This window comes from Pseudomonas sp. MDT1-85 (genome assembly GCF_054898065.1).
In genome coordinates, this window is sequence record NZ_CM142715.1 from 2,682,604 (window position 1) to 2,709,195 (window position 26,592).

22 protein-coding genes and 1 pseudogene are annotated in these 26,592 nt (G+C 57.6%); 8 read left to right on the forward strand and 15 right to left on the reverse strand.

Features of this window, described 5'->3' with window-relative positions; genetic code table 11:
- Nucleotides 1–7 precede the first annotated feature (7 nt).
- The 5 genes from ACYZT2_RS12100 to ACYZT2_RS12120 are packed head-to-tail and all read right to left on the reverse strand — an operon-like array spanning nucleotide 8 to nucleotide 4,850.
- Complete coding sequence (locus ACYZT2_RS12100; RefSeq protein WP_461972360.1) at nucleotides 8–1,030, reverse strand: polysaccharide biosynthesis/export family protein; 1,023 nt, start codon at nucleotides 1,028–1,030, stop codon at nucleotides 8–10.
- A 24-nt stretch (nucleotides 1,031–1,054) separates the two neighbouring features.
- Nucleotides 1,055–1,699 (reverse strand): CpsD/CapB family tyrosine-protein kinase, encoded by a 645-nt coding sequence (locus ACYZT2_RS12105; RefSeq protein WP_461972362.1) that lies wholly within the window; start codon nucleotides 1,697–1,699, stop codon nucleotides 1,055–1,057.
- Nucleotides 1,700–2,446, reverse strand: coding sequence for a sugar transferase (locus ACYZT2_RS12110; protein ID WP_461972364.1), 747 nt, complete (start codon nucleotides 2,444–2,446; stop codon nucleotides 1,700–1,702).
- Nucleotides 2,443–3,501 carry an NAD-dependent epimerase gene (locus ACYZT2_RS12115; protein WP_461972366.1) on the reverse strand — a complete coding sequence of 353 codons (1,059 nt, stop codon included), beginning with the start codon at nucleotides 3,499–3,501 and terminating at the stop codon, nucleotides 2,443–2,445. Before ACYZT2_RS12115 ends, ACYZT2_RS12110 begins: the two co-directional genes overlap by 4 nt.
- On the reverse strand, nucleotides 3,498–4,850 hold the full coding sequence (locus ACYZT2_RS12120; protein WP_461972368.1) for a UDP-glucose dehydrogenase family protein: 1,353 nt from the start codon (nucleotides 4,848–4,850) through the stop codon (nucleotides 3,498–3,500). Before ACYZT2_RS12120 ends, ACYZT2_RS12115 begins: the two co-directional genes overlap by 4 nt.
- Before the next feature lie 379 nt (nucleotides 4,851–5,229).
- Here ACYZT2_RS12120 and ACYZT2_RS12125 point away from each other — a divergent pair, with 379 nt between their 5' ends.
- From ACYZT2_RS12125 to ACYZT2_RS12155, 7 genes are all read left to right on the forward strand, one after another.
- Nucleotides 5,230–6,927 (forward strand): sulfatase-like hydrolase/transferase, encoded by a 1,698-nt coding sequence (locus tag ACYZT2_RS12125; RefSeq protein WP_461972370.1) that lies wholly within the window; start codon nucleotides 5,230–5,232, stop codon nucleotides 6,925–6,927.
- Nucleotides 6,928–7,111: 184 nt separating this feature from the next.
- Complete coding sequence (locus tag ACYZT2_RS12130) at nucleotides 7,112–7,780, forward strand: ABC transporter ATP-binding protein (RefSeq protein WP_461972372.1); 669 nt, start codon at nucleotides 7,112–7,114, stop codon at nucleotides 7,778–7,780.
- 1 nt (nucleotide 7,781) lies between these two features.
- The gene (locus tag ACYZT2_RS12135) at nucleotides 7,782–10,253 is read left to right on the forward strand and encodes an ABC transporter permease (RefSeq protein ID WP_461972374.1); all 2,472 of its coding nucleotides are present in this window, start codon (nucleotides 7,782–7,784) and stop codon (nucleotides 10,251–10,253) included.
- Nucleotides 10,243–11,313 (forward strand): lipocalin-like domain-containing protein, encoded by a 1,071-nt coding sequence (locus ACYZT2_RS12140; protein WP_461972376.1) that lies wholly within the window; start codon nucleotides 10,243–10,245, stop codon nucleotides 11,311–11,313. The genes ACYZT2_RS12135 and ACYZT2_RS12140 overlap by 11 nt, the downstream gene beginning before the upstream one ends.
- A 202-nt stretch (nucleotides 11,314–11,515) precedes the next feature.
- On the forward strand, nucleotides 11,516–11,758 hold the full coding sequence (locus tag ACYZT2_RS12145) for a hypothetical protein (RefSeq protein WP_461972378.1): 243 nt from the start codon (nucleotides 11,516–11,518) through the stop codon (nucleotides 11,756–11,758).
- A gap of 10 nt (nucleotides 11,759–11,768) precedes the next feature.
- Nucleotides 11,769–11,942: a hypothetical protein gene (locus ACYZT2_RS12150; RefSeq protein ID WP_461972380.1), complete on the forward strand. Its 174-nt coding sequence runs from the start codon at nucleotides 11,769–11,771 to the stop codon at nucleotides 11,940–11,942.
- An 87-nt stretch (nucleotides 11,943–12,029) separates the two neighbouring features.
- Nucleotides 12,030–12,614 (forward strand): hypothetical protein, encoded by a 585-nt coding sequence (locus ACYZT2_RS12155; protein WP_461972382.1) that lies wholly within the window; start codon nucleotides 12,030–12,032, stop codon nucleotides 12,612–12,614.
- A 669-nt stretch (nucleotides 12,615–13,283) separates the two neighbouring features.
- On the opposite strand, the gene ACYZT2_RS12160 is transcribed toward ACYZT2_RS12155, so the two are convergent.
- From ACYZT2_RS12160 to ACYZT2_RS12200, 9 genes and pseudogenes are all read right to left on the reverse strand, one after another.
- The gene (locus tag ACYZT2_RS12160) at nucleotides 13,284–13,598 is read right to left on the reverse strand and encodes a peptidylprolyl isomerase (RefSeq protein ID WP_448091603.1); all 315 of its coding nucleotides are present in this window, start codon (nucleotides 13,596–13,598) and stop codon (nucleotides 13,284–13,286) included.
- On the reverse strand, nucleotides 13,595–15,097 hold the full coding sequence (tnpC, locus tag ACYZT2_RS12165; protein WP_461964919.1) for an IS66 family transposase: 1,503 nt from the start codon (nucleotides 15,095–15,097) through the stop codon (nucleotides 13,595–13,597). The genes ACYZT2_RS12160 and tnpC overlap by 4 nt, the downstream gene beginning before the upstream one ends.
- Before the next feature lie 18 nt (nucleotides 15,098–15,115).
- Complete coding sequence (gene tnpB, locus ACYZT2_RS12170; protein ID WP_461964917.1) at nucleotides 15,116–15,475, reverse strand: IS66 family insertion sequence element accessory protein TnpB; 360 nt, start codon at nucleotides 15,473–15,475, stop codon at nucleotides 15,116–15,118.
- A gap of 78 nt (nucleotides 15,476–15,553) precedes the next feature.
- Nucleotides 15,554–15,775, reverse strand: a pseudogene (locus ACYZT2_RS12175) (hypothetical protein); the annotation flags it as partial.
- 55 nt (nucleotides 15,776–15,830) lie between these two features.
- Nucleotides 15,831–16,925, reverse strand: coding sequence for a DUF6708 domain-containing protein (locus ACYZT2_RS12180; protein WP_461972384.1), 1,095 nt, complete (start codon nucleotides 16,923–16,925; stop codon nucleotides 15,831–15,833).
- A gap of 32 nt (nucleotides 16,926–16,957) precedes the next feature.
- Nucleotides 16,958–20,278, reverse strand: coding sequence for a toxin VasX (locus ACYZT2_RS12185; protein ID WP_461972386.1), 3,321 nt, complete (start codon nucleotides 20,276–20,278; stop codon nucleotides 16,958–16,960).
- A complete protein-coding gene (locus ACYZT2_RS12190; protein WP_461972388.1) occupies nucleotides 20,275–21,174 on the reverse strand; it encodes a DUF4123 domain-containing protein in 900 nt (299 codons plus the stop codon). Before ACYZT2_RS12190 ends, ACYZT2_RS12185 begins: the two co-directional genes overlap by 4 nt.
- Nucleotides 21,167–23,209: a type VI secretion system Vgr family protein gene (locus ACYZT2_RS12195; RefSeq protein ID WP_461972390.1), complete on the reverse strand. Its 2,043-nt coding sequence runs from the start codon at nucleotides 23,207–23,209 to the stop codon at nucleotides 21,167–21,169. The genes ACYZT2_RS12190 and ACYZT2_RS12195 overlap by 8 nt, the downstream gene beginning before the upstream one ends.
- Before the next feature lie 131 nt (nucleotides 23,210–23,340).
- A complete protein-coding gene (locus tag ACYZT2_RS12200; protein WP_007900657.1) occupies nucleotides 23,341–23,856 on the reverse strand; it encodes an Hcp family type VI secretion system effector in 516 nt (171 codons plus the stop codon).
- Nucleotides 23,857–24,257: 401 nt separating this feature from the next.
- On the opposite strand from ACYZT2_RS12200, the gene ACYZT2_RS12205 reads away from it, so the two are divergent.
- On the forward strand, nucleotides 24,258–24,935 hold the full coding sequence (locus tag ACYZT2_RS12205; protein WP_461972392.1) for a type 1 glutamine amidotransferase domain-containing protein: 678 nt from the start codon (nucleotides 24,258–24,260) through the stop codon (nucleotides 24,933–24,935).
- Between the two features lie 161 nt (nucleotides 24,936–25,096).
- Here ACYZT2_RS12205 and hglS read toward each other — a convergent pair whose 3' ends face one another.
- Nucleotides 25,097–26,488, reverse strand: coding sequence for a 2-oxoadipate dioxygenase/decarboxylase HglS (hglS, locus tag ACYZT2_RS12210; protein WP_461972394.1), 1,392 nt, complete (start codon nucleotides 26,486–26,488; stop codon nucleotides 25,097–25,099).
- Between the last annotated feature and the right edge of the window lie 104 nt (nucleotides 26,489–26,592).

Genomic DNA, 26,592 nt, shown 5'->3' on the forward strand with positions numbered 1-26,592 from the left:
CTGAGCGTTAGTTGTCGCTGCCTTTGTTGTCGACGCGGTAGCCGAAACCGAAGCCTACCCCCTGGAACAACACCACGTCCGCCAGTTGCCGCGCGAGCTCACCGGCGCTGGCCAGTTTGGTCTTCGGCACGTAGAGCATGTCGTTCGGCTGCAGGTAAGCAATCTGCGACGCGTCACCGGACAAGGCTTTTTCCACGTCGTAGTGCACGGCCTGCACCTGGTTGCCGTTGCGGCGCATGATCACCACCGAATCGAGCCGCGCCTTGACGTTGGTGCCACGGGCCAGGGTCAGCGCTTCAAGCACCGAGACTGGCCGGTTGATCGGGTAGGAGCCCGGTTGCGCGACTTCACCCAGCACATAAATTTCGTTGCCCGACGTGGATTTGAGCATGACGTCGACCTTCATCCGTCCCGGCAATTGCGCGTAGCGCTGATTGAGGAAGGTTTCCAGTTGGTTGACGGTCATGCCTTGCAGCGGCACCGAGCCGATTTCCGGGAAACTCGCATAGCCATCGTTGCCCACCGTGATCTCCCGGCTCATGCCAGTAGCGGGGTGACTCAAGGTGGTTCTGAGGTTCTGCTCGTTGCTCAGCGGGCTGGTGACCAGCACGGTCACCTGGTTGCGATTTGGCTGGAACAGGGCTTTGCGCTCATAGACTCGCTGGATCTCCTGCCGCGCTTCGACCGACGTCAGCCCGGCGACTTTCACCGCGGTGTTGGCCCCCGGCAGTTCGATGGTGCCGTCGGGCAGCACCAGTTGAGTGCCGTTGAGCTGGCTGGCCGCGGTGAAGTTCAGGGCGACCTGATCACCGGACTGAATGCGGTAAGCGCCCGAGCCAGTGGTGCTGATGTGAAAAATCACATCCAGCACGTCCTTGGGCCGCAAGGTCTGTTCGACCCTGGGCATGTCGGTGGCCTGGGCATTGGCCGGTTCGGCCGTGAGGATCTGCACCGGCATATTCCGGGTTTCACTGGTGCTGGAGCAGCCTGCAAGCGGCAGCAACAGCAGGACAAGCATTTTGGCGTTCATGGCGTCATCCTTTTCTGCGGTTGCTTACAGGTTTTTGTAGAGCCATTTGGGCATGTAGTACTTGCGCCGGTTGAAGACGCTGCCCACCAGTTTTGCGCCGGCCTGGGTCAGGCGCTGGGCCGCGGCCTGGGACACTTCCCAGCGCGTGTCTTCGGCGCGCACCACCATGATCACGCCGTCCGCCAAGGTGCTGATGACCAGGGTGTCGGCGGCCGAGTACACCGCGTCGCCGTCGATCACCACGAAGCGATACCGATCGCCCAGTTGGTTGAGCAACGGGGCCAGCTGTTCAGTCGTCAGGTGCTCGGCGCCGCGGACTTGCCGCCCATTGGGCAGGATGTGGAAGGGCAGGCTGGAGATGTTCACCAGGCAGTCCTGCAACAATGGCGGGGAGGCGTTGAACAGCAGGTCGCGAAAGCCGCGCTCTTTGGTCAGCCCCAGCTGTTGCGTGAGGTTGCTCTCCGATTGACTGGCATCCACCAGCAGCACTTGGCCGCTGCTCATTGACGCCAGTTGGCTGGCCAGCGCCAGGGCGCTGGTGGTGGTGCCGGCGCCTGGATTGGCAGCGGTCAGGAAGAGGATCCGCAGATCCAGGTCGAGCACGGTCGAGGTCAGGTTGGACTCGCTCGGGCTGGCGATGGTCAGGCTTTTGTTCGATGAACCGTCCATTTAACTCGCTCCGTGGCCGCTGAATACTTTGAAGGGGGTTTTCAACAGGATCTTCAGATCAAGCAAAAGGCTCTGCTCGGCGATATAGCTGAGGTCCAACTCAACGCGCTGGTCGAAGTCGATATTGCTGCGCCCGGATATCTGCCACAGGCCGGTCATGCCGGGGTAGATGCTCAGGCGTGCAAGGTGGCTGTCCTTGTAGCGATAGGCGTTGAACGAGGTCGGTCGCGGGCCTACCAAACGCATGTCGCCGCAGACTACATTGATCAGGTTGGGCAACTCATCGAGGCTGCTGCGCCGCAGGAAGCTACCGATGGGGGTAATCCGCGGGTCGTCATCGATCTTGAAATCGATGGCGTCTGCACCGTGCTTGTTCAGGTGGCGCAGGGACTCCTTGAGTTCCTCGGCGTTGGCCACCATGGTGCGAAACTTGTACATGCCGAACAGGCGGCCGCGGTAGCCGGTGCGTTTCTGCACGAACATCACCGGCCCCGGGCTGCTGAACTTGATTACCAGCGCCAGGCCCAGCAGCACAGGGGAGATCAGTAGCAGAATCACCAGCGCGCCGAGGCATGCAACCACCCGGTTGGTTCGCGACAGGGTCCAGGGGCGACCACCGTAGCGGCCAGTCATCCAGCCGCGGCCCTGCATGTGGATCGCTGTGTCCAGGCGCATTCGGTGTTCGGGGTCCAGGCGTTTGTCACGCTGCATGTGATTGAGCAACATGCCTTTTTCTTGTCCAGTCATAGAGTCCTCCGCTGAAGCCCAGGCGCGAGTGGCGAGTGGGCGTTGCGCAGTGGGTAGTAGTCACGGAACCAGGCGATGAATCGTCCGAGTCCTTCATCCAGCTCGATCCGTGGCTGGAAACCGGTGGCCTGGGCCAGATCGCTGGCATCGGCGCAGGTGTTGAGCACGTCGCCTGGTTGCAGGGGCAGCAACTCGACGAGGGCTTTTTGTCCGAGGTGTTTTTCCAGCAGCGCCAGGTAGTCCTTCAGCTCCACCGGCTGTTGTCCGCCAATGTTGTAAATGCGCCATGGCGCCATGCTGCTGGCCGGATCCGGTTGTTCGCGATTCCAGTCCGGTGCTGCTTGGGGCGCGCGTTCGAGCAGACGGGCGATGCTTTCGATGATGTCGTCGATGTAGGTGAAATCACGCTGGTGCTGGCCGTAGTTGAACAGCTTCAGCGGCTTACCTTCGGCAATCGCCCGGGCGAACTGGATCGGCGACATGTCTGGTCGGCCCCAAGGCCCATACACAGTGAAAAAACGCAAACCGGTGCAGGGAATGCCGAACAGATGGCTGTAGCTGTGGGCCATCAGCTCATTGGCTTTTTTGGTCGCGGCGTACAGCGACAACGGATGGTCAACGCAGTCCTTGACCGAGTAAGGCGTGTGCTGGTTGGCGCCGTACACCGAACTGGATGAGGCATAGATCAAATGCTTGACCGGGTGGTGGCGGCAGCTTTCGAGGATGTTCAGGAACCCGCTCAGATTGCTGTCGACGTAGGCCCGGGGATTTTCCAGGGAGTAACGCACCCCGGCCTGGGCCGCGAGGTGAATCACCACCTGCGGTTGTTCACGAACAAACAAGGCGTCGAGGGCCGTGGCGTCGGCCACATCGACTTTCGCGAGTTGGAAATCGCCGACTTGTTTGCGCACCCAATCCACGCGGTCGTGCTTGAGTTGCGGGTCGTAGAAATCGTTGAAATTATCCAGCCCGAACACCTCATGCCCGTCGCTTAACAGCCGCAACACGCAATGGGCGCCAATGAAACCGGCCGCTCCGGTGACGAGGATTTTCATGGCCGTGGCACCTCGGGAGCGATGTGCCGAAGCCCGATGCCGCTGTAGTGCAAACCGGCCGCCGCCACGTGTTCCGGGTTGTAGAGGTTGCGCCCGTCGACGATCACCCGCGCGCGCAGCTTGCTCGCCAGCAGGTCGAAATCGACCACACGGAAATTCTTCCACTCGGTGCAGATCACCAGCGCGTCGGCATCCTCCAGAGTGTCGTCGCGGGTGGCGCACAGGTGCAGGTCATTGCGGTAGCCGTAAATGCGCCGACACTCGGACATGGCTTCCGGATCGTAAGCCTGCACGCTCGCACCTTCGGCCCACAGTGCCTCCATCAGATAACGGCTGGGGGCTTCGCGCATGTCATCGGTATTGGGCTTGAAGGCCAGGCCCCAAATCGCGATGGATTTGCCGACCAGGCCCTCGGGAAATAGCGCCTGCAGTTTGCTGAAGAGGATGTGCCGCTGGCTGTCGTTCACTTCGGTGACGCTGCGCAGCAGACGCAATGGCATGCCGTTGTGTTCGGCGGTGTGCAGCAGGGCACGCAGGTCTTTGGGAAAGCACGAACCGCCGAAGCCGCAGCCGGGGTAGATGAAGTGGTAGCCGATGCGCGGGTCCGAGCCGATGCCTTTGCGCACCGCCTCAATGTCGGCCCCCAGCAACTCAGTGAGGTTGGCCAGTTCGTTCATGAAACTGATGCGGGTGGCGAGCATTGCGTTAGCGGCGTACTTGGTCAGTTCGGCGCTGCGGTTGTCCATGAACATGAGCTTTTCGCGGTTACGGCAGAACGGTGCATAGAGTTCGCTCAATTGGTTGCGCGCCTCATCGTCATTGGTACCGACGATGATCCGGTCCGGGCGCATGCAATCGGCCAGGGCGCTGCCTTCCTTGAGAAACTCGGGGTTGGACACCACCCGCACGTTCAACGCCTCTTTGCCACGGCGTTGCAGTTCTTCGTTGGCGGCGCTCGCCACCTGGTCCGCGGTGCCCACCGGTACGGTGGACTTGATGATCAGGGTGCGGTCGGACTCCATGAAACTGGCGATCTGCCGAGCGACACTCAGCACATGGCTGAGGTCGGCGGAACCGTCTTCATCGGCGGGAGTACCCACCGCGATGAAAATCAACTCGGCATGTTCGACCGCGTCACTGGCCTGAGTGGAGAAGAGCAGGCGCCCGGTCTTGATGTTGTCTTCCAGGGTGCTGGACAGTCCCGGTTCGCTGATCGGGGGCACGGCTTGTTGCAGTTGCCTGATCTTGTTGGGATCAATATCGACGCACAGGACGCGATGTCCGACATCGGCCAATGCCGCAGCTTGTATCAGACCGACGTAACCCGTACCAAATACGCTCACGTCCATATTGGCGTGCCTCGTAAAACGGTGGATGTAACTGAAATGAGACTGTCAAAAGGGGTATAGCCCAGCCGTGGGAAAGCGTGTCAGCAAAATGACGGGTTGCCGGGGCAGGAAACCCCGATTTCACGGGCTATTTGCCATCAAGTGCTTGCCGCTGCTGGATTTGCCGCGGTTTTGAGGGGTTGATGGCGATTTGAACAATGCGATAAACGGTCGTAAGCCCTGTCATACAAGGGTTACAGGCACTTGAGTGTGTCAGATTTGAGGCAACATATTTTTGACGCTTTTGGCAAAAAACCGGCATTTCTTGCGCTTCGATGGCTCGGTGCTAGTGTCAGAAAGTGGCCGACAATCTATTGGTCATGGAGGCGCTGCAAACACCATGATCCGTTACCTCAAAGAGCTGCTGCTGGTTCTGTATCTGCTCAAGAATTACGACTACTACCTTGATCGTCTTGACGCGCTGGGCATCGGTTTCCCGATGGTGCTGTATGGCGCAATGTTCGTCGTGCTGGCAATGGCGTTGTTCATGACCGCGTACATCCGTCAGGCGCTGATCCGTCATCTGTTCGCGTTGGCGATGTTTGGCTCGGCGGTGTTCTTCGACGTCTATACGCAAGTGACTGCCGGTTACATGACCTACAGCAGTTTTGTGTCACTGGTGTATTCCGGTGGGTTCATTCAAGAGGCGGCTTACCAGTACCGCGACGCGATCATCAGCGCGATGGTCAGTGGTTTGTTGCTGCTGTTCGGCATCGGGCTCAAGCCGCGTCGCCGGCTACCATTACCCGGGGCGCTATTGGTGGTGGCACCGGTGCTCGGGGTGCTGCTGCTCAGCGTGGTGCTATTCGTGCGGGCCGGCGAGGGCGCCCGTGGCTTGCCGATCATGTACACACCATTGGCCTATTTGAATCTGTTCACCTATGAAGCGCTGCACAACACCGTCGGCCCGCGTGAACCGGTGAGCCTGACGCGCTTCGATCAGCCAGTGGAGCACGACATTGTGCTGATCATCGACGAGAGCATTTCCGGCAACTACCTGGACATCAACACGCCGTTCGGTGTGCACAGCAACCTCAAGGAACCGCGCCCGGGGGTGCACATTTTCAATTACGGCTACGCGGCGTCCATCGCCAATTGCAGCGCCGACACCAATGTCACCCTGCGCTACGGTGGTACCCGTGGCGATTACATGCGGATCAACAGCACGCTGCCGTCGATCTGGCAGTACGCGAAAAAGGCCGGGCTGCGCACCGTCTACATCGACGCCCAGCGCACCGGCGGCAACTTGCAGAACCTGATGAATGCTGCCGAGAAAAAGGACATCGACGAGTTCGTGCAATTCGACCGGACCAGCGTACGCGACCGCGACATGGCGGCGGCGGCCAAGCTGATCGAACTGCTCAACGATGATAAGCCGCAGCTGGTGGTGATCAACAAGGTCGGCGCGCATTTTCCGGTGCACGACAAGTACCCGGACGCGTTCATGGCTTACCGCCCGACATTGGCCCGTGGGCAGTTTGTCGAAGTGGCGGACACGGGCAAACGTGATGGTTTCAACGGACAGCCGGATGAATGGTTGCTGTACCGCAATGCCTACAAAAATACGGTTTTGTGGAATGTCGGCGAGTTCTTCGCACGGGTGTTCGCTCAGGCGGATTTGCATCATGCGCTGCTGATTTACACCTCGGATCACGGGCAGGATCTGCACGAGCGCGGTAACCCGGGGCTCAATACTCACTGCGGCGATGATCCGGTGGAGGAGGAGGGATTGGTGCCGTTGGTGGTGATTTCGGGCAGCGGTTTGAAGACCCTGGACTGGCAGGCGCAGTTGCCGGCCAACAAGGATCGTTCCAGTCACTACAACATCTTCCCGACGGTGCTGCAGTTGATGGGTTATGACCTGGCGGGGATCGAGGCGGTGTATGGCAAACCGTTGAGTGTGCCGACGGTGGACGACTTCACGTTTAACTATCGGTTTAATGCGCGGTTGGGGGCCAAGCCGGAGTGGAAACATATTGACCTGAACCGCATTGTGACGCCGGGGCGGGTGATGCCGAGTGTGGCGGTGGGGCAGTGAGTTTTTCGATGGAATGACCCGGCCTCATCGCGAGCAGGCTCGCTCCCACATTGGATTTTTGGTGTACACAAAATTTGCGTTCACACCTATCAAATGTGGGAGCGAGCCTGCTCGCGATAAACGATAACTCGGTGTCGCTGCCGTCCGCTATCCTAGGCCCACTGTCTTCAACGAGTTTTCCCCCATGCTTCATGTCCAGGGCGTCTTCAAAAGCTACGCCACCCCCCAAGGCCCGTTGCCCGTGCTGCAAGGCGTCGACCTCACGTTGAAACCCGGCAGCAGTCTGGCGCTGATGGGTGAGTCGGGCAGTGGCAAGAGCACCTTGCTGCACCTGATCGCCGGGCTGGACAAGGTCGATCGCGGCAGCATCCGCTGCGGCGAGCATCGGCTGGAGCAGATGAACGAAAGCCAATTGGCGAACTGGCGGCGGACCGAAATCGGTCTGGTGTTCCAGCAGTTCAACCTGATCGGCAGTTTGCGCGTTGAAGACAATCTGGCGTTTCAGGCGCGTCTGGCCGGGCGCCACGATCCGCGTTGGCAGGCGCATCTGGTGCAGCGTCTTGGGTTGGGCGATTTGCTGCGGCGCTATCCGGAGCAACTGTCCGGCGGGCAACAGCAGCGGGTCGCATTAGGTCGCGCCCTGGCATCGCAACCCAAATTGCTGTTGGCCGACGAGCCCACCGGCAGCCTCGATGAAGCGACCAGCGATGAGGTGTTGAAGTTGTTGCTGGAACTGCTCGACGACAGCCCGACGACTTTGTTGATGGTCACTCACAGCCCAAGAGTCGCCGCGCGGTTGGCAGACAAAGTGGTGCTGCACAGTGGCCGTCTGGCTGGCGCGGACGAGCGCTGAGGTGCGGGTTTTTCGCGAAACGCTGCGGGCGCTGCTCAGCCATTGGCGACAGCACCCGGTGCAATTTTTCAGCGTGCTGACCGGGCTCTGGCTCGCCACCAGCCTGCTGACCGGCGTGCAAGCGCTGAACAGCCAGGCGCGAGAAAGCTACGCCCGGGCCAGTCAGCTGATCGGCGGCGAACCGCAAGCCAGTCTCACTGCACCCGGCGGTGGAGTTTTTTCCCAGCAAGTGTTTGTCGATCTGCGTCGTGCGGGGTGGCCGGTATCGCCTGTGTTGCAAGGCCGGGTGACGCTCAAGGGCCATGAAGACCAGCGCTTGCAGTTGATGGGCATTGAGCCGGTGTCGCTGCCGGCCGGTTCCGCAGTGGCCGGGCGGTCGTTGCCGATCGAGCAGATCGTCGAGTTTTTTACCCCGCCGGGCAGCACCTGGATTTCGCCGCAAACTTTGCAGGCGTCGGGCTTGCACGAAGGTGAGACCCCGGTGGCCCAGAGCGGCATCACCTTGCCGCCGCTACGGGCCCAGACCGACATGGCGCCCGGTGTGTTGTTGGTGGACATCGGCTTCGCCCAACAGATTCTGCAATTGCCGGATCAATTGTCACGCCTGCTGCTGCCCAAGGATTTCACCGCGACCCTGCCTGATGATTTAAAGGGCCAACTCCAGTTCAAAAGCAGCGGCGAAGAAAACAATCTCGCGCGCCTGACCGAGAGCTTCCACCTGAACCTCGATGCCTTGGGCTTTCTGTCGTTTGTGGTCGGCCTGTTTATCGTCCACGCGGCGATCGGGCTGGCGCTGGAGCAACGCCGAAGCTTGCTCAGAACCCTGCGCGCCTGTGGAGTCAGCGCCCGCATGTTGATTACCTGCCTTGCCGTCGAACTGGGTGCTCTGGCGCTGATCGGTGGTATCGCCGGCGTCGTCAGCGGCTATTTGCTGGCCGGCGTGCTGTTGCCGGACGTAGCCGCCAGCCTGCGCGGCTTGTACGGCGCCGAAGTGCCGGGGCAGTTGAATCTAAGTCTGCTGTGGTGGTTCAGCGGTATCGGCCTGAGCCTGTTCGGCGCCTTGCTGGCCGGTGCCAACAGTTTGCTGCGAGCGGCGCGTTTGCCGTTGCTGGCACTGGCCAATCCGCAAGCCTGGCATCAGGCCCACGCGCGCTGGTTGCGGCGCCAGGGGTGGGTCGCGGCGATGGCGGCGATGATCGCGTTGCTGGCGTTGATCTTCGGCGACAGCCTGAGCAGCGGTTTCGTGCTGATGGCCGCGTTGTTGATCGGCGCCGCTCTTGCCTTGCCGGTGGTGTTGAATAGCGTGCTCGACTGGGTGCTTGGGCGCAGTCGTTCGGTGCTTGGCCAATGGTTTCTCGCCGACTGCCGCCAGCAGCTGCCGGCCCTGAGCCTGGCCTTGATGGCGCTGTTGTTGGCGCTGGCGGCAAACATCGGCGCCGGCAGCATGACCGCCGGTTTCCGCCAGACGTTCAGCAACTGGCTCGAACAACGCCTGACCGCCGAGCTGTACCTCAATCCGCAAAATCCGGCCCAGGCTCGAGAACTGCACACCTGGCTCAAACAACAACCTCAAGTCACCGCGGTGCTCCCGAACTGGCAGGTGTCGATCCAGTTGCGGGGTTGGCCGGCCGACGTCTTTGGCGTAATCGATCACCCGACATATCGTCAACACTGGCCCCTGCTGGAAGCCTTGGGCGACAATCCTTGGGAGCGACTGGCCAAGGACGACGCGCTGATGCTCAGCGAACAACTGGCCCGGCGGTTGAAGGTACGGCTCGGTGATCACCTGACGATCCCCACGCCGAATGGCCCATGGTCGCCGCGAATCGTCGGGATCTACGCCGACTACGGCAATCCCAAGGGGCATCTGCTGGTCAACATCGATCATCTGCTGCGCGGCTGGCCGCAGCTGACGCCCAACCGTTTCAACCTGCGCATCGACCCGGCATCAATTCCTGGATTCCTGACCACGCTGCAAACCCGCTTCACCCTGGACGACAGCCGCATCGTCGATCAGGCCCGGCTCAAGGGCTGGTCCACGCAAGTGTTCGAACGCACCTTCGCCGCCACCGCCGCGCTCAACAGCCTGACCCTTTGCGTCGCGGGCGTGGCGCTGTTCATCAGCCTGCTGACCCAAAGCCAGAGCCGCCTTGGGCAACTCGCCCCCCTGTGGGCGCTGGGCGTGACGCGGCGACAATTGATGCTGCTGAACCTCGGGCAAACCTGGTTGCTGGCGGTACTGACGCTGGTACTGGCGTTGCCCTTGGGCATTGCGTTGGCGTGGTGCCTGGACACGGTGATCAACGTTCAGGCCTTCGGTTGGCGCTTGCCGTTGCGGGTGTTTCCGTTGCAACTGTTGCAGTTGATGGGTTTGGCATTACTCGCGACATTGCTCGCGTCGGCGTGGCCGTTGTACTCGCTGTATCGCACGCAACCGGCGGATCTGCTGAGGACGTTTGCTCATGAAGATTAAGATCGGCGTGTTGCTGCTGGCGCTGCTGAGCGGATGCGACAACACGCCTGCGCCGGAAAAAGGTTTCGCCGGCCTCGGCCATCAGGCCGAGGCATTTACCCCGGTGGTGCCCGGGCGAGTCTTCAATTTTCCGCTAGACCACGGCCCACACGATGGCTTTCGCATCGAATGGTGGTACGTCACCGCCAACCTCAAGGACGATCAGGGCCAGGAATTCGGCGCGCAATGGACGCTGTTTCGCAGCGCCTTGAAAGCGACGCCCGAACAATCTGGTTGGAGCAATCAGACTATCTGGCTGGGCCACGCGGCCGTGACTTCCGCCACGGCGCATCATGCCGCCGAACGCTACGCCCGAGGCGGCGTCGGCCAGGCCGGCGTGAGCCTGGCGCCGTTCAAAGCATGGATCGATGATTGGCATTTCAGCAGCCAGGCCAGCAATGAAGATCCGCTAGCGGACCTGCTACTCAGCGCCCGCGACAAGGCTTTCAGCTACCAGCTTCGACTGACCTCCACACGCCCACTGGTGCTTCAGGGCGACAAAGGCTTCAGCCAGAAATCCGAACAAGGCCAGGCGTCGTACTACTACAGCCAGCCGTTTTTCCAGGCCAGCGGCACGCTGGAAATCGACGGTAAAACCTACACGGTCAGCGGCCCGGCCTGGCTCGACCGGGAGTGGAGCAGCCAACCCCTGACCGCCAACCAGACCGGCTGGGACTGGTTCTCCCTGCATCTGGACAGTGGCGAACAAGTGATGCTCTACCGCATGCGGCAAAAGGACGGCGCGCCATACCTCACCGGCACCTGGATCGATGCGCAAGGGCAAACGCAGTTATTGCATGCCGACGACATCAGCCTCGCACCGCAAGACACCGCCAACGTGGCCGGGCGTTCAATGCCCGTGAGTTGGTCGATCAAAATCCCCACCAAACACCTCGAAATCACCATCAGCGCCCTCAACCCCAAGGCCTGGATGGACTTGCGCATTCCCTATTGGGAAGGGCCGGTGCGGCTGAGCGGCAGCCATGGCGGGCAGGGGTATCTGGAGATGACCGGGCATTGAGATCAAAAGATCGCAGCCTTCGGCAGCTCCTACGGTTATGCGTACGCCACAATGTCGCGGGTGTACTCGGTCGGTGTAGGAGCTGCCGAAGGCTGCGATCTTTTGACCCTGCCCTTAATGCGTCCAATCCACAGGAACTAATCCACAGGAACTCCGAGAGACCTCCATCTCTCTACCGTAATAATCCCGGCAGGAGCCCGCCATGAGCGACGACCTCAAACCGCCCGACCTAGCCACTTGGCAACGGCTGTTCGACGACAAGGCCTACTGGCAGCAATCCCCTGATGCGCATTACAGCGAATTGCTGCGCATCGCCGACGATCTGCTGGGGCAGGGCGCCATCGACCTCGATCAATGGCAGATCCTCAAAACCAAGGCCGATCAATCCCACAAAGACTCACCCGCCGTGAACGTCGCCCATGAAGTCGACGATCCCGAAGCCTGAGGAAAACCCCATGAATCCGAAACCGACCACCCCCTCGGAAAACCCCGACGAACCCCGGCCACCAGGCGAAGTCGAACGCGACAACGATGCCCTGCGCCCCACCGACCCGACCCGGCGCAAGGAAAGCGGCAAGGGCACAGACAGCGGAGAATCCACCGCGCAAGAAACTGCGAAAACTCCCTGATCAGCGTCTATGCTCATCGGCACAGACGGCGCCGAACCTGGATTGAGAGCCGTCTGCTGCCATCCAATCACAGGGAACGTACCGCTTATGAAGCTCAACGCACTGACCAAAGCCATCACCCTCGCCACTCTACTGTCCACCGCCAGCCTCAGCGCCATTGCCGCGGACATCCCGCTGTCCGCCGTCGTGGAAGCCGATCAGGTCGTCACCAAAGTCCTGGCGGTCGACGCCGCCAAACACCAGGTCGTCCTTGAAGGCGCCGAAGGTCGGCAGGTCCATGTACAACTCAGCGACAAGGCCAAAAACCTCGGCAACCTGAAAGTCGGCGATCAGGTCAACGTCGAAGTCATCCGCTCGGTCGCGGCCTACCTCGACACCGACGTCGACAAAGGCCTGCCAGGCTCCATCGAACGCACCGGCGAAATCCGCGCCACCAAAGACAACCCCAACCCCGGCGGCGAAGCCTTCCGTCAGGTACAGGTCCAACTGAAAATCACCCACATCGACCTGAAGAAAAACCAGCTGACCTTCCAAAACCCGGCCGGCCAATCCAAAACCATCAACGTCGAAAGACCTGAAGTCCAGGCGAAATTGAAAGATCTGAAAGTAGGGCAGAGCGTTGTGGTCACCTACACCGACGTGCTGAAAGTGACCACTCAGCACCCAAGCTGATCATTACTTGTACCCATTGATTGTTCTTGTACAGAAAGTTGTATAAGAACAATCAATTTTAATGGTCGAACTGGTGAGTTTTAAGAGGTTTGCAGGCGTTGTTTTTGCAACGCCTTACAAAGTGTTACGTGTATAAAATTTCATGTTTATACACGAGGACATATCTGCCAAATTCTATTAAAATCCTTCCCGTTCGCCCGGTGTCAGGGCTCTTTACCGGTGCATGGATTGCCAGGCCATTACACTGGGCGAACACCTTCTTTGGGAGGTAGTGTTTAAAAGTTTCGGATATAAAAATGGGCGACCTTGGGGTCGCCCATTTTTATTGGGTGGGTAAAAAGGGGGCGTTGGACACCCCACCAGGGAGTTGTAATGGCGTTTGTAGCCTGAGTCCATTTCAACCCGAAATTGTATCCATTACCTGAGTGCTCGCCTGGAGCTGCTGCCGGTAGTTGACTGCACGCTGAAGCACTCGGCTCAAGGCTTGAAAATTTGCCGGTTTGGTCAAAATATCATTGGCACCGGCGGCCCTGAAACGTTCTATCTCGCTCGAAAAAGCACTGTAACTGATCCATAAACCCCACCTATCCAAAAACAGGTGGCGCGTTCAGCGCGTGAGATCGGGTGTGAAATCAAATCATTCTGGCGCGGAGACCATTCGTGGCGGAGTTACTTCATTTTTTGTGGCTTCATATCCACTACCGTCCCCGCCTGCACGTTTTTGATCGGTGACAGTAAGTGCGGCGAAATATTCCAGCGCTGGCTGGTGTCGGTTACCACTGTGACGGTCTTGCGGTTGAACTTCATGACGGTACCGGACAGGCGCTCACCATTGGGTGAATCGAAGCTTACCCGTGCTCCCGGATGGAACTGCATCATCGATTTATGAGCCTCCAACGACTCCAACATCTTCAGCCGTTCGATAATGTGATGATTCAATGTCACTAATTCATCGACGCTCAGATGATCAATATTGATACTCATGATGCCCTCCAATTCCAGGGTAGTAACGCCTCAACATCTTCAACCGATTCAGCCTGCGGTAATCGTTCCAGTACGTGGCGCAGCCACGTATAGGGCTCCTGGCCGTTAGCTTTGGCGGTTTCGACCAAGCTGTAGATCTGCGCACTGGCTGCGGCGCCCTTGGGCGTATCGCTGAATAACCATGCCTTGCGCCCTATGACAAACGGCTTGATTGCTCTTTCGGCGGCATTGTTGTCGATCGGTAAAAAACCGGCCTCCACGTAACGCTCCAGCCGGCTCCAGTTGCTGGCCAGATAACTGAGCGCCTTGCCGAGAGCACTTTGCGATGCGACTTGCGGGTGAGTTTTCTCCAGCCAGCTTTTCAACTGCGCGAGCACCGGCAAGCTCTGTTCCTGGCGACCGGCAAAGCGCTGCTCATCCGTCATTTCTTTCAAATCACGTTCGATACCGTACAACTTGTTGATCATCGTCAGCGCAACATCGGCCCGACCGGTTTTACCCTTGGGCTGCACTTTCTGCGCATCGACAAATTTGCGCCGTACATGGGCCATACAAGCCAAACGCTCGACACCCGGCTGTGCGGCCAAGGCGTTATAGCCGGCGTAATCGTCAGTCATCAAATAACCACGATAGTCGCCGAGCAGCCGCAATGGCACCTCCTGCGCTCGGCTGGTGGTGTAGTCAAAAAGAAGGACTGGTCGCTCCGGTGGGCCGCTGGCTTGTACCCACATCCAGGATTGGCTGGTCGGGTCTCGACCTGGCTCTTTCAGCACCTGCACTCGCGTTTCATCGCAGTGAACAATCGGACTTTCCAGTAACCGATCACGCATCAGATTCAGCAGCGGCTGGAAGTGTTCGCAGCACTGGATCACCCAGCGCGCCAGAGTTTGACGCGGGATATCGACACCGTGGCGAGCGAGGACTTTTTCGAAGCGGTGCAGCGGCAGGCCATCGACGTACTTGGTGGTCAGCAGCATCGCCAGCACGCTGGGGCTGGCCATGCTTTTATCGATCAGTTGCGCGGGTTTGTCGGCAGTGACCGGTGCTGTTTCGCAGCCTCGGCAGCCGTAGACCTTGCGGATATGTTTGATCACCCGGATCTGCATCGGCACGATCTCCAGCTGTTCGCTGGTTTCCTCGCCGATGGCATGTTTGCGGCAGCCGCAAACGCAGGTCAGTTCGTGTTCGGGGAGTTCGTGGATAACTTCGATGCGTGGCAAGTCAGCCGGTAGTGGCTTGCGTTTGCCACGGCGTTTGGTCGGGGCGACAACTTCTTCGTCAGCAGCAACAGGCGCTAGCGTGTCGATACTTTCGGCTTCATTAAACAGCGGCAGTTGTGGTGTCGCCGGATCAGCCGTTTGCTCAGACTTGCGCCCGAACAGGCGCTGACGAAGCAGCGCATTCTCTTCTTCAAGAAAAACGACCTTCGACTGCATCTGAGCAAGTAATTGCTTGAGCGCAGTCAGATCATCGGGAAAGTTGTCGGGCCTGGAAATCATGGCCCGGATTATACCCAATCAAGCAACAAATCGCGGCGTCAAAACCTGATGCGGACGGTTGCGCCAAAGGTCAAAACCGTCAAGCAGCCAGTTCAGTTCCTGGACGCTCAATACGATGGCTTCGTCAGTAACGTCGGGCGAGGTTTTGAAACGCTCGGACTCCAGGCGCTTAAGCCAAAGGCAAAAGCCATTGCGCTCCCAGTAAAGGATTTTCACTCGGTTCCGGGGGCGATTCAGAAAAACAAAAAGTACCGGGTCGAATACCGCCACCTTGATATCCAGTTCGACCAGGGCAGCGAGGCCATCGATGGATTTTCGGAAATCCACGGACTTGGGGTAGAGGTAGACTTTTTCGACTTTGGCGTCGGGTCGCATCATGGCGGACGGCTCCAGAAAAATTCGGGAGCACAGCATCCGCGATCATATGGTGGCTTTGAATGTGGGGTTCATGGCGCGCTTACCAACGTTCGAGGCGAAGTCGCCATCGGTCATGCTCACCGATTTGCTGGTGTTGCCGACCTTTATCACGCGCTCCATGCCTAGCAGGGAGGGCAGGTCTGCTGCTCGACTGCCTTTGTCCGCAGCTTTCGCGTACCAGGTTTTGGTCTGTTCTTGATACAGCTTCAAGCTGTCCTTGAACGTGCTCAGTTGGTTGTCAACGTAGGCAACGCGATCCATCAGCCTTGCTCCAGAATCAGTCATCGGGCCACCTGATTCTTGGGCTTCATAGTGTTCAGCTATTTGCCGATTCTTCTGCCTTGGTTTCATTTAGGTTGGCATTGAAGTACTTCATGAAGTCTTGTCCCTGAGCAAAGGCTTTTTCGATCTTCGCGCTTTGCTCTTTAAGAGCTGGGCTTGGCTTGGCCCATTGTTCAGATGGAAGAGGTTTGGACCACTCAGCAATGGAGTTAGGTAGAGACTTCATACTAAAACGATGGTCCCACTCCGCCACCCAGTATGGAAAGCGCCACCAGGTGATTACATGGGTTAGATACCACCAGGCAACGCCTAGGGCGGAACGCTCATTGTGTTGATATTCCTCAAGCATATCTGCTTGCTCTTTATCAAATGTATGGCGGCCTTCGTGAGCAGCTTTACTGGGGCAGTATTGCGGTCCCTTTTCCATATAAACGCGAATCGCTTCCCACTTACCCAAACCATGGGTTGGGGTCATCACACCTTGGTTCACAAAGTGCACCGTATCGGCCTTCGGATCGTCGAACGCCATACCGAAGGTATAAGTGCTCATAACGCCTACACCAGTTACACCAGTGCTGACCGACAGCCAGGACACCATCTCTTCCCAAGGTTGGATTACAGGCGCGTCAGACCCAATCGCGAAAAAACAGACTTCGCGGCGTTGCCGATTGAAACGGATGGGACGAGTACGTGCTTTAGTGCGGGTAGTGCTGATGACAACATAGAGTCCTAAAATTCCTGCCCCGACCGACCCCCAAGCGCCGATGGCAACGCCAGAGGAAAAAAACTCTATAAAAATTTGTGTAAATGTTCGTCCATAGGGGTCACCGAAACTCATCAGTCCAGCAAGGAAGGGGCCCACTATTAAACTTACAATCAGTATAAGCATCCCACTTGCGATCATAACCCTAGTTTGGAAAGCCTTATTGATATTGCTGCTACCCACATCGAGGTACGTGTCGTTGACGTCAAGAAAACTTCCACCCAAGTCCATGGGTGTCTGTCCGATAGGAACGGGTAATGGTGAAAAGAACACTGCCTCGCCAGTGATGAAGCGTCGGGATTCACCAGCGCTAGGACGCTGGTGTTTGAGATTCAATTCATCATGTTGTGTTGGTTTGGATGGCATGCAATTCAACCGAAAAGTGGTGGGCCGGGTAGCTACAGAAAGTCGCTGTTGACCAATAGCCAAGGGGCATCGGTGGTACGCGACTTTAAAACAGAGACAGCCGGAAGCAGCTTGCCATTCTGCACGTTTAACGTTGTAGTTTCGAAGCGTTTTTCTCGGAAAGCCTTATCGCCAGCGACGGGGTGATAGCGTAGGACGATAGCCAAACCATGTTGTGCGTTGGCCTCGTGTTGAAAAATGTCCATGCCAAGTTTAAGTGGCTCATCCGGAGCGCTAAGTAGGTTGAGTTGATAAAGTAGCGGTTCGCTCCACGCCTCCCAGTCATTACGTTGGTGGTTAGTCAGCCAGTAAGCGCTCACGCCAAACTCTACGTCATTTAGTTCACGAGCAGTGATTCCAGGTATTCGCAGTACAGCCATAGGTTGGTTGTTTATCGACTGCAAGGCGACCTGAGGTGCGGTGGTGATATCAGCCAGCAGAAGACGTTCCTCGGCCAGACTGCGGTTGACATTCTGTTTACCCCAAGGACCTTTTTGTAGCCAGATATCAAGTTCGCTTTTATTGTTTCGGTTGTATAAAAACTCTCCGCCCAGTTGCAGGCCAGTCAGCACCAGTCCAATCAAGTTGGCTCTGGCAGCGACGCTCAGCAGTTGGCTGCCCGCTTTAACCCAAACGAGTGCACGGGCCTGATTGGCGGTAGTAAATGCCTCATAAATGGATTGACCACTCCGGGCAAAGGCCCACCCATTGAGCGCAAGTTGTCCAGAGTCGCCTGCTAGCGTCATGCTTGCACCTGCCAACTTTGCCCCATTTCCTGAGCGTAACGCTTCTGTCCATTTGGCTGCCGATCCTTTTTCACCGTACATACCTGTTCCTGCAGCCACAGCACTGAATATGTAAGCAAATGGGCCTAATGCCCCAGTGATTTTTCCTAGCTTGGCGGCTGATTTTATTTTGCCGGCAGCACTTGCATAATTATTTATGGCTACTGAGAGACTTGTTATGGCAATGCCCTGTGCTGCAGCCAGACCACCTCCGACCATAGAAAACAAGGCATTAAAGAAGGCGATGGTGTCTGAGTTGTCGCGTACTGCTTTGGAACGTAACTCTATATAAACTTGATAGAAGTTTATCGTCTGCATAATAAAGGCAGCCGAAGCAAACAAATCCCCTCCTACTGACTTGAACACTTCTCCATTAAACCCTTTAAACGGTCTCTTGAGTCGATAGTCGTTGGCCATTCTCTCAAACTCAATCGTCTGAGCATTGTTAAGCCCCCTGATCTTGAAGGCGGCCTTGCTAGGCCCTTCACCTATAGGGCTCATGGCCTGAGCTACCCTCCCTTCAAGAGGAGCGACAGTTTGTTGAATGGCTTTGCGGCGAGCCACCAAATTTTTGTAACCCCCTTTGGGTGCCAAGCCTTTACGTTCGTTGGCAAGGGTATGTCTAATTTGGTTCTTGAGTGAGGTCATTTGCTTGCGCAGGTCGGTCAGCTCGGTGATGTCAGCTTTAAACGCATTAATTTGACCAGCGGAAGCAAACTCTAATGTAATGCCGCCTTTACCAAAGGCGCGCAAAATATCTATCCAGGCCGAACCAGGGATTTGGCGCAGTATTTTTGCCGGATCCAGCGGTTGACCATTGCGTAATGCTTGCATCGCGTCATCTAGCGCTCCCGCCAAACGTAATTGCTTCGCCGGTTCGTATGCCGTGTCACGTAACTGGCCGAGAACAATGCCGTTCTCCTTAAGCTGCATGGCGGCTGCCAGATTTTGAGTCAGCAGATTTCCAAATTTTCCGCTAAGTTCTTGTGCTCCTGCATAGTCCTTCTTGACCATAATGGTGTCGCGCAAGGATTTATAGAATGATGTAACTTTGGCATGCATATCCTTCTGATCGGCCAGACTCAAAGTAAAAAAGGTTGGTACGGAAAATCCGGGCTGTTTCTCGATCAGATCAGCGAGTTGTTCAGTCGCTTTATCGGTTCGACAAATATCCCTCATGCATGCATATTCAGTAGCAAGGGTGGTATTTAGTTGTTCGTCAAGTTTCGGGTCGAAGTACCAAGCTGAGCGATGGAAACGCTCCTCGCTCACCAGACTAGTCCGATCGTTGCTGATCAAATCCAAGCGCTTGTTCCAGCGACTTAGTTGAGCTTGTTGTTGTTTAATGAACGCTTCCATGGCTGGGCGATCAATCAAATCATTGATACCCTGTTGCCCCATTTTTGCACCGTCGAGTGCATCATCCGCATTGTCATCAATAGTGTCGATCAGTTTTTCGTACTTTGAATAAAGCGACATAAGGCTTGTTTGCATTCGCGACTTTGCCGCTGCAATAGCCCCGCGATGCGTCCCTGCACCAGAATAATTAGTTTGATTTTTTACATTGACATAGTCGATGATGGTTTGTCGCTGGTCCTCAGTGGTCTCATCCTTGAGTTGAGCAAAACGTGGATCACCTTGGGCTGCATTGAGAATTTTATCGCCAGTAACGGTGTACAACGATTCTATGTAGCAACCCAATACATACTTTTTCTGATTAGCCTCAGCATCACTCCAGTCACTGATCCAACCCGTGACCAAATCCTGATGCTCTGCGAGATCACGAAGCACACCCAGATCATCCTGAACGACTAGATACAGGTGGTCGCGTTCATTTTCTGCTTTTACCTGTTTTTTCAATGCGCCTAGCTGAGTTTTCTTAAAGTTTGGTATCTGCTCCCACAAATAGTCTTTGCTTTCCTCAGACTTGGCTGCTGTGACAGGAGATTCTTTACTCGGCTGCTCGGCAACTTCCGCAATCCATTTTTCCGCTTGGCTCGGAGTAAGCAGGTTGGTGGCGCCTTTCTCGGGATCAGCCTTGGTCAGGTCGACAGGCTGCATGAAGTACTCGCGCTCAGACTTATGCTTGATGACCTGTGCGCATTTAGCTGCGGTCCATTGCACTTCGGAATAGTTGACGTAGAGCTTGCTCAAACGTGGGAAAACCAGCACGGCTTCGCCCACATTGCTTTCACGTTTATTGGCGGTGATCTCGCCTTTTTCCCACAGAAGTTGTGTCACGATGCCGTTTTGCACGCGGTACTCGTGCATCATGGCTTGAGGTTTTTTGTCGACGATGACGTAGAGCCAGCCATCGCGAATCAAACGAATGCCCAGTGGACGTGAAGTGGTTTTGTACGGCATCGCCAGTGTGCTGGATGGGTCGAGTCGTTCGACCAGGCCGTAGCGAAGGGGGATAAGCTGAATTTTGGCTTTCATCAGAGGGCAGCCACCCATGGCGCATTTGCCATCGTCTCGGCTCTTTGCGACGTTGTTTGGGCTTTTGCCGGCCGATGTTGGCTTGGTCATCCTTGGCTCCTGTTGAAGGTTTCAGCCCTTTCTTGGGCGATGTCAGCGACCCGTTCGAGTCGCTGAGCGGGCGTTTGTTCCGATGGGATTTTGAGTATTGCATCCAGGTCTGGATGTTCTTCCAGCGCTCTTTCGCCGAGGAACCCGTGAATGTTGGCATAGAGGGTGATGTCGAGTTCGGTGTTGAAGCCTCGATCATACGAAGCCGAAGCCAATGCATGCAGGTGTCCCCAGCGTTGCAGAGGCGTTGCTTGCGCCTGATAGGACGGGAAGTATTCGTGCATGTGTTCGTCGAGTCGAAGGACGATGCTGCGAAAATTCACTTCATCCAGTTGGCTGAGTTGTTCGTTGCTCAAGCGATAGCGTTTTCTGTAGTTTGGCTCGTGGGCCTTGCCTGGTCGCTGGTTTACATGCCAGCAGCCCAGTGCTGCATCGGCGGTGACGATCTGTGTGCAAGGGCCAAATAGGGTCGGATCCTTGATGCTATCTGCGTGGGCGAGTAGTGCATGAATCACGGCAGGGTCGGCTATGCGTAATAGAACCTCTTCGCCTTGCGGGTGCATCACGCTGGTGAGCCACCGGAAGTGCGTGACTATGTGTTCCCATGGCTGATCACTGAACACGAGGTACCCCCATTCGTGACGGGACGCGTTCAGGAACTGCATCAGGATCGAATTGTTCTGTGTTTTTATCTGGATGAGGCACGGAGAAACATCACACAGTTCAGCCCATCGTGTACCGAGGTAGAGCGGTTCGAACACCGGGTTATCTGACCATTGATACAGTTGTTGTGGAAGCTTCTCGACGCTGACACCATCCAGCAGCAAACCTACCGTGCCATTCCATGGCAGACCTTGCGGTAAGCCATTTTCTAGTGGCCACTCAGGTTTAAGCATTTTGCGCCTCCAACTTGGCTTTTTCGCAGATCACACAAATCGGCTTCTTCTGCATCAACGCCTGCCTCTGCGCCGGCACTAACAACTCTCCTGCCTTGTCCGCATCCGCCTGTTTCAGCGCCCCCGGCATCAGCGGCGCCGCCCCCGTCCCGCTGCCCGGGCTGCCCCCGGAGTTCATGTTGATCACCGGCCCGCTCAGCGTCACGCCGCTGGCGTCGATCTTGATGAAGCTGCCACCGCCCTTGAGGGTCAGTTCGCTGCCGGCTTCGAGCACGACTTTCATGCCGCTGCTCAGGTGGATTTCCTGGCCGGCTTCGATGAACTGGCCGGTGCCGACTTTGATGTGCTGGTTGACGCCCACGGTCAGGTGGTCGTTGGCGCGGGTTTCGACTTTGCGGTCGGCGTAGACCGTGTGGTGTTCTTCGGCTTTGAATTCGCTGTAGCTGTTGTGCTCGACGGTGTCGTGGCGTTCGTGGCCGACGCGGATTTTCTGGTCGTGCTCGACGTTCTCGTCCCAGTCGCGCTGGGCGTGCAGGAAGATTTGTTCCTGGCCTTTTTTGTCTTCGATGCGCAGTTCGTTGTAACCGCCGCCACCGGGGGAACTCATGGTTTTGAAGGTGCTGCGGGTCTTGTTCGCCGGCAGGGCGTACGGGACGACGTTTTCCTTGTGGTACAGGCAGCCGCTGATCAGCGGTTGGTCGGGGTCGCCTTCGAGGAAACTGACCAGCACTTCCATGCCGATGCGCGGAATGGCGATGCCGCCGTAATGGGCGCCGGCCCAGGCGGAGGAGACGCGCAGCCAGCAGCTGGTCTTGTCGTCGGCCACACCGATGCGGTCCCAATGGAATTGCACTTTGACGCGGCCGTACGGGTCGCAGTGGATCTCTTCACCTTTGGGCCCGGTGACCACGGCGCTCTGGCTGCCGAGGATGCGTGGTTTGGGGTGGTTCAGCGGCGGGCGGTTCGGCACGTCCCAGGGGGTGGCCTGGAAGCGGTTGCGGTAGCCCTGATGGAAATCGTCCTTGAGCTGGGTCGTGTTGCTGGTGACCGACTCTTCCAGCACTTGCGGCTGTTTGCCTTCGTGAAGGATTTCGGTCAGCAACCACAGGTCGTTCCATTTGGCTTTCGGGTGTTGGGTCAGGGCCAGGAAGTGGCCGCTGACCAGCGACGGCTGATCACTTTTGCCTTCGGCGAGCTGGAAGTCGCTGCGGTGACGCTCGAGGGCGCGTTTGGCCAGGTGCTTGCCGCGTTCGCGGTCGATGAAGCGGCCGGGGTAGTCGTAGTCTTCGAGGTCGGGCAGGGCGTCGCCACGGTGTTCGCTTTCCAGGGTCAGGCGCGGTTTTTCGAAGTCGTAGTCGCGGCGGGTGGTGCGGCTGGTGCGGGTTTCCAGGCGCAGGTCGAAGCGCTTGATCACCGGGTCGTTGGCGACCATGCCGGAGTCTTGCTGGTAGGCCACGGGCGCGAGTTTCGGGAACACCGTCTGGTCATCGCCGAACACCAGCGTGTGGGCCGTGGCGCTGTGCTGGAAATGGTAGTGGATACCTTCTTCCTCGCACAGGCGCTGGATGAACTGCAGGTCGGATTCATCGTACTGCACGCAGTAGATGCGCTCGGGATAAATCGCCCCGACGTTGAAGGCGTAGGCGTTGCTCTGGATGCCGTGCTCTTCGAGGACCAAACCGATGATTTTCGGCACGCTGAGGTTCTGGAAGATGCGTTGGTTGATGCGGTGCGCCAGGTAGGACAGCTGCGGACGCAGGGTCACGGCGTAGCGGGTCAGGCGTTTGCCCGAATCGCCTTGGGCGGCGCGGTAGATCTGGCCATGGATGCCGCTGCCGTCCGGCGAGAGCTGCAAAAAGGCCGGTTTGTGCAGCAGGGTCTCGAGGTTCAGGGACGGCTGTTCACTGACCAGCTCCACCTCAAACACAAAAGGCTGGCTGATGGCTTCCCGACCTTGCAGGGCGAGGACCTGGAGATCGTTTTCCAGACCTTCGACAGTCAGGGCAAAGTGAGTCTGATTGGCCGGCGCGAACATCCCTTGTTCCTCGTGCAATGCTGCGGCGTTCGTTGACACCGAAAACCGGATCAACGGACGCGAAAATTCTTGGAAGGCGCAAATGACATCGACCAGCAGGGCTGGCCGATGTTTGGAACCGTCAGCCGCGATTAAGCGACTGGAACACGCCAGTCATCGGAACCGGAAGTACCGGAGACTTCGTGGGTCCAGGTGATTTTGCGGTAGGTGAATTGCACTTCTTCCAGGTGCGTGAAGTGCGAATTCGACGGATCCTGGCAGTTGTGCATTTTGTTGTTGATGGCGACGATGATCGCGTCTTCCAGTTTGGTGGTGTAGTAGTGCTCTTGGGTGCCTTGAGCCGAAGTGCGGTACCACTGGATAACGATTTCGCTCATGCGCTCGCCGGAGGTCAGCGCCGCTTGCAGCAGTGGCGAAGACTTGTCGTAGACCTTGGTGATCACGACTGGCTTGTGTACACGCTGACCGGTTGGTTGGCCGGACTGTGGGTCACGCGGGATGATCACGTCGTGGCTGAAAGCCTGAACCATGACCTGGTCTTCGTGACCTTCCTGATAGGTGTTGCCCACGGAGTCGGCGGTGAAGGCGCCGGCAGTGATCAGGCCTTGTTTTTCGCCGGTAACGGACATGTACGCTGGTGTAGCCATGGATGTGCTCCTTGCTAAAAGTGAGGGTGCCCGGGAGGCGGTATCGCCCGGTGGGTGCCTGACTGTTATCAAGGACCGTGCCAGAAATGATTAACGCTATATAAAACAGGTGGTTGAGGTGATTTTTCCAACGCAGGAGAGGTTTTTGGCAAGGATCAGCTGAAAAAGTGCGCAAGAAGTTGCGCAGTGGTGCGCAACTTCTTGCGCACTCGTCTGTACATGGCTGGATACAGGGCTTGTAGAGATCTATCCACACGGTTATCCACATGTGAGTGCGCAACTTCTTGCGCATCAAGGCCATGGGCCATCACTCCGATAATCAGCGCAACGAACAGCGCTGTCCGATGGTCAAACCCAGCGCCGAGATCACTGAATAACCCTGAAATCGACTGGAGAACGACATGAAAATCCTGATGGTTTTAACGTCCCACGATCAATTGGGTAACACCGGCAAGAAAACCGGCTTCTGGCTCGAAGAATTCGCCGCCCCGTATTACACCTTCAAGGACGCAGGCACTCAGTTGACCCTGGTCTCACCCAAGGGCAGTCAGCCACCGCTGGACCCCAAGAGCGATGAGCCTGACGCGCAGACTGCGGCCACCGATCGCTTTCGCAAGGATTCCGCCGCCCAGTCCGCATTGGCGTCTACCGGCGTGCTGAGCACCGTGAGGGCCGAAGACTACGACGCTGTTTTCTATCCAGGCGGACATGGCCCGTTGTGGGATCTGGCTGAAGACACCTTTTCAATTGCGCTGATCGAGGCGTTTTACAACGCGGGCAAACCGGTTGCGACGGTCTGTCATGCGCCGGGGGTGTTGCGTCACGTCAAGGATGCGGACGGCCAGCCGTTAGTCAAAGGCAAGCGCGTGACGGGCTTCACCAATTCCGAAGAAGCCGCGGTGCAGTTGACGGATGTTGTGCCATTTTTGGTGGAAGACATGCTCAAGGCCAATGGCGGCCTCTACTCCAAGGCCGATGACTGGGCGAGTTACGTGATCGAGGATGGCCTGTTGCTGACCGGTCAGAACCCGGCGTCGTCGGAAGCGGTCGCCAAGGCTTTGTTGGCGAAGCTGAAATAAGATCAAAAGATCGCAGCCTGCGGCAGCTCCTACATCGACCGGGTGCAACCGCGATGTAACGGGTGCCCCAACCCCCGTAGACCGTGTGCAACCGCGATATAACGGGTGTACCCGCCCCTGTAGGAGCTGGCGAAGCCTGCGATCTTTTTTGCGGCCATAACCTATTCTGAAACGCTCAAACCCAGTGGCGAAAAACACTCCTCAATCGACCGCCGCTGCGTCTGGGCATACAACCCCAGCTCATCAATCGTCGACCTTCCCAAGGCCTTTTCGAACGCCTGTTGGTTCGTATGCACGCCATAGTGGGTTTGCGCCGCATCCCCCAGATTCGACTGAAAAATCCCCGCCGCACTGACCGGCAGGAAGTCTTCGTACACCAGCGGTTCAACCCGCACATAGCCGTCGCGGAGCAAATCTTCCAGCGATGCGCCTTTCAATTCATCCGCCGCCAGGCCTTTTTCTGTCACGAAGTAGCGGAAATACGCCAATTCCTGTTGGCGCATGGCCTCGACGGTGTCAGGGAATTTGCCGAAGTGCTGCGTCATGAGCGCGTTGTAGCGTGCGGCGTTGGCTTCGTTGGGGAAATCCTTCAGTTCATCCCGGGCAGCGTTAAGCAAACGGTCGTAAAGCGCCCGGCCTTTGGGAGTGAGCGCCGCGCCGCGCTGCTCGATTTCACCGAAGCGGGCGCTGTGGCTGCCACGGGTTTCGGCTTGATCGGTAAAAGCAATCGGCTCGTCCAGAGCCTTGAAGCTGGTTTGACGCAGCAGGATCGGGCATTGGCGGCGGGGAGGGCCTTCGATCACCGCTTTGGGGGTGATGCCGTGGGCAGGCATTTGCGCCTGCACGATGTCGATGTCCAGGGTGCGTGGCGTCAGGTGGTTGATGTGCGGGCCTTTGAAGGCCACCACGTCGGCGATCAGTCGATGCTGGGCGCTGAGTTGCTGATATTGCTCGGCGGTGACGGTGGCGCTGTGGTGCCAGCGGAAGGTTTCCAGGGCTTGTGCGACGAAATCCTGCGACTCGTATTCGGTCAGGCCGCCCTGGGTTTCAGCGCGTTCAATGAGGGCCAATGCCGCCGGGGTGAAGATCGAGCGCGTATCCAGCACCGATTGGGCAAAGGCCCGCAGTTCGGCGTCTTCGATCAGTTCCAGACGCAGCAGCGAGGTGAACACTCGGAACGGGCTGACTTGCAAAGCGGCTTCATGCACGGCGCGGAACGCGGTGGAATGCACCGGCACGCCGGCCGGGGTCAGGTCGTAATAGCCCACCGGCTGCATGCCCATCACCGCAAACAGGCGAGCGAGGGTCGCCAGCTCAGCGGCGGTGCCGACACGGATCGCACCGTGGCGCTCCAGGTCCAGTCGCTGGATTTCACCAGTACTGTTCAGCTGTCGGGCGATCTGCGGATCGCTATCCAGCACATGACGGTTGGTCTGTTCCACCAGATCCATCAGCGCGCCGTACAGTGGCACTTCTTCGCGGTACATGTCGGACATCGCTTTGGAGAAGCGTTGGCGGATCAGGTCAGGGCTAACGAAGTTCGGATGGCTCATGAAAAGTTTCCTGGCGCGGTGACGTAACGGATGCCGGAAAAGATCGCAGCCTTCGGCGGCGCCGACAAACGAAGTTTCTGACGAACTTCATTCTGCCAAGGACT

What these genes read in the sequence shown, in the direction of transcription:
- ACYZT2_RS12100 (WP_461972360.1), bottom strand. Translation starts at nt 1,030, where the DNA reads ATGAACGCCAAAATGCTTGTCCTGCTGTTGCTGCCGCTTGCAGGCTGC.
- ACYZT2_RS12105 (WP_461972362.1), bottom strand. Translation starts at nt 1,699, where the DNA reads ATGGACGGTTCATCGAACAAAAGCCTGACCATCGCCAGCCCGAGCGAG.
- ACYZT2_RS12110 (WP_461972364.1), bottom strand. Translation starts at nt 2,446, where the DNA reads ATGACTGGACAAGAAAAAGGCATGTTGCTCAATCACATGCAGCGTGAC.
- ACYZT2_RS12115 (WP_461972366.1), bottom strand. Translation starts at nt 3,501, where the DNA reads ATGAAAATCCTCGTCACCGGAGCGGCCGGTTTCATTGGCGCCCATTGC.
- ACYZT2_RS12120 (WP_461972368.1), bottom strand. Translation starts at nt 4,850, where the DNA reads ATGGACGTGAGCGTATTTGGTACGGGTTACGTCGGTCTGATACAAGCT.
- ACYZT2_RS12125 (WP_461972370.1), top strand. Translation starts at nt 5,230, where the DNA reads ATGATCCGTTACCTCAAAGAGCTGCTGCTGGTTCTGTATCTGCTCAAG.
- ACYZT2_RS12130 (WP_461972372.1), top strand. Translation starts at nt 7,112, where the DNA reads ATGCTTCATGTCCAGGGCGTCTTCAAAAGCTACGCCACCCCCCAAGGC.
- ACYZT2_RS12140 (WP_461972376.1), top strand. Translation starts at nt 10,243, where the DNA reads ATGAAGATTAAGATCGGCGTGTTGCTGCTGGCGCTGCTGAGCGGATGC.
- ACYZT2_RS12145 (WP_461972378.1), top strand. Translation starts at nt 11,516, where the DNA reads ATGAGCGACGACCTCAAACCGCCCGACCTAGCCACTTGGCAACGGCTG.
- ACYZT2_RS12150 (WP_461972380.1), top strand. Translation starts at nt 11,769, where the DNA reads ATGAATCCGAAACCGACCACCCCCTCGGAAAACCCCGACGAACCCCGG.
- ACYZT2_RS12155 (WP_461972382.1), top strand. Translation starts at nt 12,030, where the DNA reads ATGAAGCTCAACGCACTGACCAAAGCCATCACCCTCGCCACTCTACTG.
- ACYZT2_RS12160 (WP_448091603.1), bottom strand. Translation starts at nt 13,598, where the DNA reads ATGAGTATCAATATTGATCATCTGAGCGTCGATGAATTAGTGACATTG.
- tnpC (WP_461964919.1), bottom strand. Translation starts at nt 15,097, where the DNA reads ATGATTTCCAGGCCCGACAACTTTCCCGATGATCTGACTGCGCTCAAG.
- tnpB (WP_461964917.1), bottom strand. Translation starts at nt 15,475, where the DNA reads ATGATGCGACCCGACGCCAAAGTCGAAAAAGTCTACCTCTACCCCAAG.
- ACYZT2_RS12180 (WP_461972384.1), bottom strand. Translation starts at nt 16,925, where the DNA reads ATGCCATCCAAACCAACACAACATGATGAATTGAATCTCAAACACCAG.
- ACYZT2_RS12185 (WP_461972386.1), bottom strand. Translation starts at nt 20,278, where the DNA reads ATGACCAAGCCAACATCGGCCGGCAAAAGCCCAAACAACGTCGCAAAG.
- ACYZT2_RS12190 (WP_461972388.1), bottom strand. Translation starts at nt 21,174, where the DNA reads ATGCTTAAACCTGAGTGGCCACTAGAAAATGGCTTACCGCAAGGTCTG.
- ACYZT2_RS12195 (WP_461972390.1), bottom strand. Translation starts at nt 23,209, where the DNA reads ATGTTCGCGCCGGCCAATCAGACTCACTTTGCCCTGACTGTCGAAGGT.
- ACYZT2_RS12200 (WP_007900657.1), bottom strand. Translation starts at nt 23,856, where the DNA reads ATGGCTACACCAGCGTACATGTCCGTTACCGGCGAAAAACAAGGCCTG.
- ACYZT2_RS12205 (WP_461972392.1), top strand. Translation starts at nt 24,258, where the DNA reads ATGAAAATCCTGATGGTTTTAACGTCCCACGATCAATTGGGTAACACC.
- hglS (WP_461972394.1), bottom strand. Translation starts at nt 26,488, where the DNA reads ATGAGCCATCCGAACTTCGTTAGCCCTGACCTGATCCGCCAACGCTTC.